At 35.0% G+C, this 8,916-nt stretch carries 10 protein-coding genes; 1 reads left to right on the top strand and 9 read right to left on the bottom strand.

The features are described from left to right. Positions 1 to 142: 142 nt before the first annotated feature. The 9 genes from LKE05_RS13810 to LKE05_RS13850 all read right to left on the bottom strand — a co-directional run bounded on the left by LKE05_RS13810 (position 143) and on the right by LKE05_RS13850 (position 7,976). A complete protein-coding gene (locus LKE05_RS13810; protein ID WP_308457217.1) occupies positions 143 to 1,729 on the bottom strand; it encodes a recombinase family protein in 1,587 nt (528 codons plus the stop codon). A 22-nt stretch (positions 1,730 to 1,751) separates the two neighbouring features. Beyond that, the gene (locus LKE05_RS13815; RefSeq protein ID WP_308457218.1) at positions 1,752 to 1,874 is read right to left on the bottom strand and encodes a hypothetical protein; all 123 of its coding nucleotides are present in this window, start codon (positions 1,872 to 1,874) and stop codon (positions 1,752 to 1,754) included. Positions 1,875 to 1,973: 99 nt separating this feature from the next. Continuing rightward, positions 1,974 to 2,801: a YARHG domain-containing protein gene (locus tag LKE05_RS13820; RefSeq protein ID WP_308457219.1), complete on the bottom strand. Its 828-nt coding sequence runs from the start codon at positions 2,799 to 2,801 to the stop codon at positions 1,974 to 1,976. Positions 2,802 to 2,823: 22 nt separating this feature from the next. Next, the gene (locus LKE05_RS13825; RefSeq protein WP_308457220.1) at positions 2,824 to 3,450 is read right to left on the bottom strand and encodes a DUF975 family protein; all 627 of its coding nucleotides are present in this window, start codon (positions 3,448 to 3,450) and stop codon (positions 2,824 to 2,826) included. Positions 3,451 to 3,469: 19 nt separating this feature from the next. Then, a complete protein-coding gene (locus LKE05_RS13830) occupies positions 3,470 to 4,111 on the bottom strand; it encodes a hypothetical protein (protein WP_308457221.1) in 642 nt (213 codons plus the stop codon). A gap of 32 nt (positions 4,112 to 4,143) precedes the next feature. Further along, positions 4,144 to 5,088: a TFIIB-type zinc ribbon-containing protein gene (locus LKE05_RS13835; RefSeq protein WP_308457222.1), complete on the bottom strand. Its 945-nt coding sequence runs from the start codon at positions 5,086 to 5,088 to the stop codon at positions 4,144 to 4,146. A gap of 12 nt (positions 5,089 to 5,100) precedes the next feature. Continuing rightward, on the bottom strand, positions 5,101 to 6,315 hold the full coding sequence (locus LKE05_RS13840) for a TFIIB-type zinc ribbon-containing protein (protein WP_308457223.1): 1,215 nt from the start codon (positions 6,313 to 6,315) through the stop codon (positions 5,101 to 5,103). A 16-nt stretch (positions 6,316 to 6,331) separates the two neighbouring features. Beyond that, on the bottom strand, positions 6,332 to 7,510 hold the full coding sequence (locus LKE05_RS13845; RefSeq protein WP_308457224.1) for an SPFH domain-containing protein: 1,179 nt from the start codon (positions 7,508 to 7,510) through the stop codon (positions 6,332 to 6,334). Between the two features lie 19 nt (positions 7,511 to 7,529). Further along, positions 7,530 to 7,976: a helix-turn-helix domain-containing protein gene (locus LKE05_RS13850; protein WP_308457225.1), complete on the bottom strand. Its 447-nt coding sequence runs from the start codon at positions 7,974 to 7,976 to the stop codon at positions 7,530 to 7,532. 245 nt (positions 7,977 to 8,221) lie between these two features. On the opposite strand from LKE05_RS13850, the gene LKE05_RS13855 reads away from it, so the two are divergent. Then, positions 8,222 to 8,806, top strand: a complete 585-nt coding sequence (locus LKE05_RS13855) for a protein kinase domain-containing protein (RefSeq protein ID WP_308457226.1) — start codon at positions 8,222 to 8,224, stop codon at positions 8,804 to 8,806. Positions 8,807 to 8,916: the final 110 nt, after the last annotated feature.

Here is an 8,916-nt window from a genome sequence, read left to right on the forward strand (position 1 = left end):
TAAAAAAATTCCTCCTATGATTTATTTATATTCTATCATAGAAGGATTCTTTTTTACAGACTTTTTCTCACACTCTCTAAAAACAGGTCATATATTCAATTAACTCATTAATATTATTATCAATAAACATCATCTACCCTCCTCAAAAAGAAACAATCTCACAACTTTCAATAACTGTCGTGTACTTTTCCATATAACCGTGAGTTGAGTATTTAATTTTAAAAGCGAAATCTATGTATTTCAGTTTCACAAGCATATAATCATCATACACAATAATTTTATCGACAATCTCTCCATACACATTTTCGGAGCAAATCGCATTTATTATGAATTTCCGCAACTCATCTATATTGTTCTGTCTTCTCTGTATAGCGGTTTGGTTGTTCTGTTGTTTCTGCAAAATAGCATTGATTTTCTCAATCTCTTTATCATACTTATCTTTAAGAGCAGTCATTTCGTCTTTATTTATGTCACCGCTATAATAACTGTCAAGCATACGCATTTTTTTATTTTGTATATCCTGTATCTTAAGTATCAGATTTTGCGTATTATCCTCCGGCATATCAACCGAGTTATTAATCTCATTCAATATATCGTCAGCAATATTATTAATATCCACATCAAGTTGTTCGGTTATAAACTTCATACAAGTCAAAAGCGACTTGTTATTTACGGTACGCATATTGCAGCCAACCTGATTATTATTTTTATCAAGCTTTTTATTACCGTGCGCCGTTCTCTCATGACAAGCCCACATTATGTAGATACCGCTTTTCTTTTTTGATTTGCGTATCACAAACCTTGAACCACATTCGGAACAAATTATCTTACCACTGCACCAATATCTGTTGGAATACTTTTTCTTAGTGCTTTTATCCACACTTCGCCTTTGCAGTTCAGCCTGTGCCATATTCCACATTTTACGGCTGATTATCCCCGCATGATGATTTTCAATATATATTTTGTCCTCACTTTCATTTATGACCTTATGATGTGTAAGATAATCTTTCGTGACATACTTTTTTTGCAGTAAATCACCTACATACTTTTCATTACGCAATATATTTAAAATCATTGTACTGCTCCAAAAATCTTTACTTGATTTAGGCGGTTTTATACCTTCTTCGTAAAGTTCCCGTGCAACAATATGCGTACCTTTACCCTCATTTACGTACTTATGAAAAATCAATTTGACAACTTCCGCCTCACTTTCATTAATCGACAATACACCGTCATTAATATCAAACCCGACAATACTGTTATTTCCGAACACAACACCGTTTTCCATAGCACGTCTTTGTCCCCATTTCACACGTTCTGAAATTTTTCGGCTTTCTTCCTGTGCAACAGATGCCATAATCGCCAAACGAAACTCACCGTCATTTTGACGTGTATCAATATTATCGTTGATGAAAAATACACCTACATCATATTCCTTTAACATACGGGTGTAATTCAACGTGTCAACAGTATTTCTTGCAAAACGGCTGACTTCCTTTGTTAAAATCAAGTCTATTTTTCCGTTTTTACAGTCGTCAATCATACGGTTAAAACCTTTTCGTTTCTTGGTTTGAGTGCCTGTGATACCCTCGTCAAAATATACCTTGACAAACTCCCAATCGTCCTTTGATTTAATGTAGCTTTCAAAATACTCACGCTGATTTGTAAGTGAATTTATTTGGTCCTCCTTGTCAGTCGAAACACGCGCATATGCCGCCACTTTAAGCACCGCCGATACCTCCCCGCTGTCGCTATTTCATAAGCAATCTCTTGTACTGTTGCTCCGTTATCATTTTTCTTGAATACATCTCCTTTACAATTCCACGTCTGTAACTTGCTTTCAGTTCATAATTGATTTTAATTTTCCCTTTCACTTAAACCACCCCATTTATACAGTATATAAATAAGGATAAGCTGTATTGCCATCGCATACAAAAAAGAGCCAACCTTTACGGTTGACTCTACGGTGTTATTTATCTCCAGCCTTTTCTTGATTCATAAGCGGTTATGGTTTCTTTGTTCTTTCTTTCATAGTCGTTGAACATACTTTCACAATCTGACATTGATGTACCTCTTGAAGAATACCACGGTTTTGAGCTAAAGAACTGTGCATATTGTTCGGTGGTGAATGTATAGCCGTAATGTGCGTACATTGCATTTAAAAGCGTTCTGACTTCGTCTTGTGATAAACGGTCAAGCAATGTATCGGTTACATAATATTGGTCCAAATCATATCCGTCAGTAGAAATCACTCCAACATCACCTATATCGCCGTAAGGCGGTGGTGTGCTTGTCGAATTATTATTGTTTGTATGTGATGTAGCGGTTGAACTGCCTTTCAACTCATCCTCTCCACCGTCATCATACAAATCCGTAGCACCTGCATCTTCGTATGCTTTCACAAAAAATTCTATAATCAAAGACTCGTCCTGTTCAATGTCATTTAATGCTACAGTATGTAACTCAAAAGTACCGTCATCATAACTCAAAAATTGAATTTTCGCCTCAACACTTTTATCATTATATAAGCACTCACCTGTACACTGAACAACTTGATAATTATCTGTACTTACAAAATATTGCCACTTTGGGTTAAGTAAAAAACTATAAAGCGCCTCACCTACTGTTACTTGATCTGAAATAGGAAGATAGCCGTTTTTTATCTCCATTACTTCCTTTGAATCCGATGTGTTTAAAGTATTTATAGTATCATTCAATGAATCTGCCGCGTCTTCTGTTGCACAACCGCCTATTGAAAGTGCCATACAACCTACTAAAATTAATGTAATTATTTTTTTCATAATAAATTCCCCTTTCCGAAAATCAGAACATTTCATTCTTACCCTTGATAAAGTCATAAAATTCCGCATACGTTGTTTTCATAATCGGCAACGAATAAAAACCTGCAAAACCAAGTGTAACTGTATTTAATATATACCAACCGATGAATGACAAATCAAGTTTAAACCAAGCCATTTTATTGCCTTTCATCAATTTAATACTTTCAGCCATAACTTTTATAAACGACATTCCCTGTTTGTCCTTTGCTATGTAGAAAACAGGTCTGAACCAATATATCGGGAATATTATCGGAACAATTAAAAATATAGCAAATACATAGCACATAATACTTCTTATTATCGTAATTAAAAGCACCTTAATCGGCATTTTGGTAATGCCGTCAAAAACCGATTGAAAATCCGGCGTTTCTTCTCTTGCCACATTTAAAGTATACCATTCACTTCCCACAAGCAAAAATATCAAAAGCAACGTTGCAACACCCGATATGATATAGCCTCCTATTGACCCATTCTGCGTACTCAAAGATCCACACATAACAGCAATCACTCTCAACAACCATAACAGTGCCTCTATAAGTGCCGGTGTGTTACCGCATTGTTTTACCAAACTCTTTGCGCGCAATTTCATTGCACTGATATCAAAATTCATTATTTTTTCTCCCCTTCCGCTAACACATTACATTTCTTTTTTCAATAAATAAATTCAATTTAGAAACAAGTTTTTTCGCCTCGACAACTTCATTGGATTCAACATATCTGCCGATTTCCTCAATAGTACCCTCAATCTTGTCCTCAAGCTCCATGCTGTTTACACTGCTTTTTCGATTACCGTATTTAATATTGTCAACTGCCTTTTTTAATTCAGTTTTTAAACCGTCGTCATTGACGCTTACCAAAATCAAATTTATATGGCGTTGACTTTCGGTATAGAAACTATATTCTCCGCTTGTCTGATTTTTTTCTATACTGCCAAACGCACCGTACAATATAAGCTGAGCAATACCCATCAAGCACAAAAGAACAACACTCATTGTAAGCATTGGCGTCATTCTGATAACCGTCTTAAACAATATAAACTGAATAATTAGATATACTCCGTAAACAATGATATAAGGCACTCTTAAAAATTTCAAATTGTTTTTAAATTTCAAAACTCCCCAAGGAATTATCTGCAATACAATCGCAATGTCTAAAAATATGTATCCTATAACAAACGCCGGTGTTTTTATAGTATGCGTAAACAATGTCAATGTAGATAAAATAAGCATTATAGATACTATACCGGAAGATATAATCAAATTTTTCTTCATATTATTAATTCCTTTCTTATTCGATTTTTATATTATTTAAAATATATATCATCTATAATTCTTCTTTGTATATCGGAAAGCATTTCTGCCATTAACTCTGATCCTCCCGACCAATTCACAAACCAGTACTCTGATAATTTAAAACCACCATCCGTAGTGCTGATTTGCATCAATAAAAAGTCATACCAGCTTAAATGTACTCTTTTGGAATCGGCTTTTAAATAAATTCCGTCACTGCAAATTGCCAATCCTTTTTTTGCTTTTCTTAAAGATGTTTCAAAAATCATATACGTTTCCACACCCTCAGGTATTCCAAGCAATTCTTTATATTTTGCTCCGTATGGTATACTCATAATATTTGACTGAACAGGAATCATTCCTGCTGCAGATAACTTTCTTGTTCTGCACATATTTAATGCCATTTGTGCACAATTTTTTCTGTTTTCTGCCGTATTAATCTTTTCTTTAATAATAGGTGCATTTCCGACTATTACTTTGAAAAAAAACAATTCCTTTCTTCCATCAAGAGTTAATCCACCTAAATATTCTCCTTCTTCAAAAGAACTCAGCGACTTTTTATATGTAATGGCAGTATCTCCTCTTTTTAATTCTGTCTTAATAACATCACAACTTACAGCTTTGAGAGTTTTATATGAAACAAAAGTCAAAATAGCATTTTCAACTATATCTTCCGTTGCAGGTTCAAAATACACTTTTAAACGCAATACTCTTTTTTCACCTTTCGGAATTGCAACACATCTCTGTCGGTTTGCAAAATTACTGTCTGTTACATAAGTATCTACCCAATTAATTTTATATTTAGTTTTTAATTTAACTGTTTGATTTTGAGTTTGTGTTTGAGTTTCTTCTCTTTTCTCTCCCTTTACTTCACTTCCGCAGTAATCACAAATTGTATCTTCATAAATTGACACGCCCTCTAACGGTGCTCCGCAATGCGGGCAAACTCTTTCACTCATTTAAAATCACCCCTATTTGAAAATCTTACTTTTTATAAATGCTTTTTTTGAATTTTTCATAAGTTGGTCAACGTAGTCCGCATTTATGTCCAGCTTATAATCATTAATGCTCAAGTCACCCGTATAAACATAAGAAATATTTAGCTTACCGTTATCCGGCAAAAACATAATCGGTCTGTTTCCGAAATCAACAATATCGCCTTGTGCATTAAATTTCACAGTCATTGATTGATCACAATATAATGCATTATTACTCGCAGCCTCACGAAAACCGATTAGATACATCATTTTTGAAACAACACGCAATGCAACAATAATTTTTTCACCGTTTGCATTGTTGGTTGTAAAATATCCGCCGTCAACTTTATCATAATTTTTACCTGCAAGTTCAACATATAATTGAGGATTTAACACAGCGATTTGCTTTGTCCCCTCTTCTTTTTGTTTTTCTTCTTGCTCTTTCTTTTGCTTTTCTTCCTCCGCCTTTTTCTTTTCCGCCTCGGCTTTTTCTACTTTCTCTTTCTCTAATCGCTCTTTCTCCGCCTTTTCTTTTTCGGCTTTCTCTTTCTCTAATCGTTCTTTCTCTGCCTTTTCTTTTTCGGCTTTCTCTTTTTCTAATCGTTCCTTTTCAGCTTTTTCTTTTTCAAGCCGTTCCTTTTCTTCCGCTTTTCTTTTTTCAGCCTGCTCATCAAACTTTTTGAAAAACTTTTCTTTTCTCTCTTTATATTCATCACCGAGTTTTATAAGCTCTTTCTTCTGCTCAATCGGCGCATAGTCAACCGCCCTTTGAAAATACATATCATTTACCGTATACGGACGGCACTCCTCCGTAAATTCCGTACACTTGTAATCAATCGGCTTTGATACTTCCCACCATATACGCCAATCTGTTTCAAATTCCGTAGACAGATCAATAAGTAAATCCTGAGCTTTCAAATAATATGTAGGTTGATTTTCCGTATCTACATATTCTTTTTTATTAAAACTTGTATCGTAATAAAATTCAACCTCTTCCAAAGCACTGTCAACCTTACTTTTTGGTTCATTCTTCGGTGTTTTATTTTTTACTTCCGGTTGTTCTGTCGGTTTTACCTTTTGTACTTCCGGTTTAATTTCTTCATATTTCGGCACTTCTATTTTAGTACCGCATTTTAAACAAAAGCAAAAATCTCTTGATTTATCAAGCGGAAACTGAAAACCGCAATTTGGACAAATTACATTTTCCATTATATCATTTCATCTCCTACTGTACCTTTTCACCGCATTCAAGGCAGAATTTTGCTCCCGGTTGAATTACAGCGCCACATTTTGAACAAGTCTTTTCAAGTTTTTCACCGCACACAAAACAGAACTTTGCCTCTTCGGGTAATTCGGCATTGCACGATGGGCAGATTTTTTTACCTTTCAGAACTATCTTCTGACCGCAACCCAAACAGAATTTTGCTCCCTCCGGCAACTTTGCACCGCAGTTTTCACAAACAATACCGTTATCCTCATGCGGTTGTTCCGGTTTTTCCTGCTCATTATTTTGAGGTTTTATATTGTCGTTGATTGCCTCATTCATTGCTCCGCCTACTGCATTTCCGACGTTCAAACCCATTCCGAGTCCCATTCCGGCACCCATAACAGCTGACGAAGTACCCTCGTTTGACGCAGCTCTGTCAAGAACGTTGAACATTCTTTCCTGCTGATAATTATATCCGAGTATATCCATTTTTGCTCTTTCGGACTTCGCCTTACGAAGTTCCAAATACGCGGGGTCGTTTTCGGGAACGGATATTTCATTTACGTTGAAATTGACAAGTTCCAATCCGTATTCCGTAAATTCCGCTCTCAAATCATCGGCTATTGTGTTTGATATTTCTTTCAAATATGATTGTATTTCAAGAATTGAAATTTCTTTCTGCACAAACATTTTGGCAACATAATCTCTTATGTTTGTAAGCAAAATCCCCTTAAAACAATCGGATAAAGTTTTCTGATTAAATTCTCGAGTTGTTCCTACTAATTTAATCAACAGCTTTTTACTCTCCGCAACCTGTATTGCAAATTGTCCGAACATTCTTACAGGTATCATAATCTTATATTTTGCGTCCTCAATCTGAAGCGGCGTCGGTGTACCCCAACGAATATTCATTGATACGGTTTTATTTATAAAATATACTTCACAATGGAACGGCGATTCACCGTTAAACGGTAAATTAACCAATCTGCGAATGAGCGGTATATTCTGCGAATGCAATGTATATCTTCCCGGTCCGAACGTATCAAGCGCTTGTCCGTCTTTAAAAAATATTGCCTCTTGTGACTCATGTACAATCAGTTGTGATAGTGTATTAAAATCCTCACCCGGAAATTTCCACACAAACACGTCGTTTCCGCAATCTTTACCGTCACATTTAATTACTTTAAAAATGTCCATATAATTTCACCCCATATAATTACTTCTCATTAATAATTGACAGTTCCTTGTATTTTTCAAGCAATTCTTCACACTTTAAAATGCTGTGTTTTTTTTCCAGACAAAACATAATAATGCTGTCGCGTGCAATTTTTGAATAAAGCACACCTACGCCCGCCAGCTTCAAAAGCTCATTGCTTTCATCTATATCCAGTCCAAGTCCGAAACAAATCTGCAAGGCTTTATTTCGCGTCGGTGACTTACGTTTTCCCTCACCCAATTTATACAAATATGACGAACTCATATGTGCCTTTCTTGCAACATCCGCAATTTTAGTCTTTTTTTCTTCCACAAGTTCATTAATATATTCTGCTAAAGATACATTCGGAAGTAACTCATTGTCATCTAAAAAAACATCTATATCTGTTGTTTGTTTTAATATTTCAGTCAGCTCCTCTGTTTTCAATTTTGACATTTTTTTTGCCACACTTTTCACACTCCTACCAGATTATATTATTCTATATTTTATCAAAATGCGACACAAATGTATCGGACTGCCAGTGTTAATCTTAAAGTCTGACACTCCCCGTATCAATTTGATAATTTCATTATAATCTCTTGCAATCGCTTTTGCAGTTCCCGGCAGGGTTAATTTGTTTGTGTGTTTTGTACAAATATCTTGTTGATATATGAAGAAATTAATGGTATACTTAGTATATAGGGGGAATATTTATGATAAAATACAGAATTATATGTCCGTTAAACGACAATCTTACTACATTCAGAGTAAAATGTACAGAAGATGACAAACTATACATTAAGAAAATACTTGACAGACCACAATTTGAAATATACAAAATAATTCAAGAAAAGGATTATGACGGTGTACCTAAAATCAAAGAATTGTTTTACAGTCCCGAAAACGATAAATACATATTATATGAAGAATGTATACAGGGCTACACAATAGAATCAATGCTTAGTAAAGGTACCTGTTTCGGCAAAAAGTTTGTTATCAAAATGGCAACCGCACTATGCAACATCTTAAAACCGATTCACAACGATAACTTAATTCACAGAGATATTTCTCCGAATAATGTAATGTATTCGCAAATAGAGGACAAATTTTATCTTATTGACTTCGGCAATTCGAGATTGAACAAAATCAACACACCAAAAGATACTGTTTTTGCCGGCACACCGATTTTTATGGCCCCCCGAACAAGGCGGTGTCGGAACTCAATCCGACAATCGAACGGATATTTACGCAATCGGTATGCTTATGAAATTTATGCTTACCAAAAATACCACCGATAAAAAATCAAAAATTCGCGGAAGGCTTGGCAAAATTATAGTGGTACCTAAGAAATGGACAAATAACACAGGGGGGTATTATAATAATATTACAGTGCAATTTGTTATGGAGG

This window comes from Hominilimicola fabiformis, from assembly GCF_020687385.1.
Lineage (GTDB): Bacteria > Bacillota > Clostridia > UBA1381 > UBA1381 > Hominilimicola > Hominilimicola fabiformis.

Excerpts from the sequence above, each read along its gene's own strand:
- LKE05_RS13820 (WP_308457219.1), bottom strand. The coding sequence starts at position 2,801 with ATGAAAAAAATAATTACATTAATTTTAGTAGGTTGTATGGCACTTTCA.
- LKE05_RS13825 (WP_308457220.1), bottom strand. The coding sequence starts at position 3,450 with ATGAATTTTGATATCAGTGCAATGAAATTGCGCGCAAAGAGTTTGGTA.
- LKE05_RS13830 (WP_308457221.1), bottom strand. The coding sequence starts at position 4,111 with ATGAAGAAAAATTTGATTATATCTTCCGGTATAGTATCTATAATGCTT.
- LKE05_RS13835 (WP_308457222.1), bottom strand. The coding sequence starts at position 5,088 with ATGAGTGAAAGAGTTTGCCCGCATTGCGGAGCACCGTTAGAGGGCGTG.
- LKE05_RS13840 (WP_308457223.1), bottom strand. The coding sequence starts at position 6,315 with ATGGAAAATGTAATTTGTCCAAATTGCGGTTTTCAGTTTCCGCTTGAT.
- LKE05_RS13845 (WP_308457224.1), bottom strand. The coding sequence starts at position 7,510 with ATGGACATTTTTAAAGTAATTAAATGTGACGGTAAAGATTGCGGAAAC.
- LKE05_RS13855 (WP_308457226.1), top strand. The coding sequence starts at position 8,222 with ATGATAAAATACAGAATTATATGTCCGTTAAACGACAATCTTACTACA.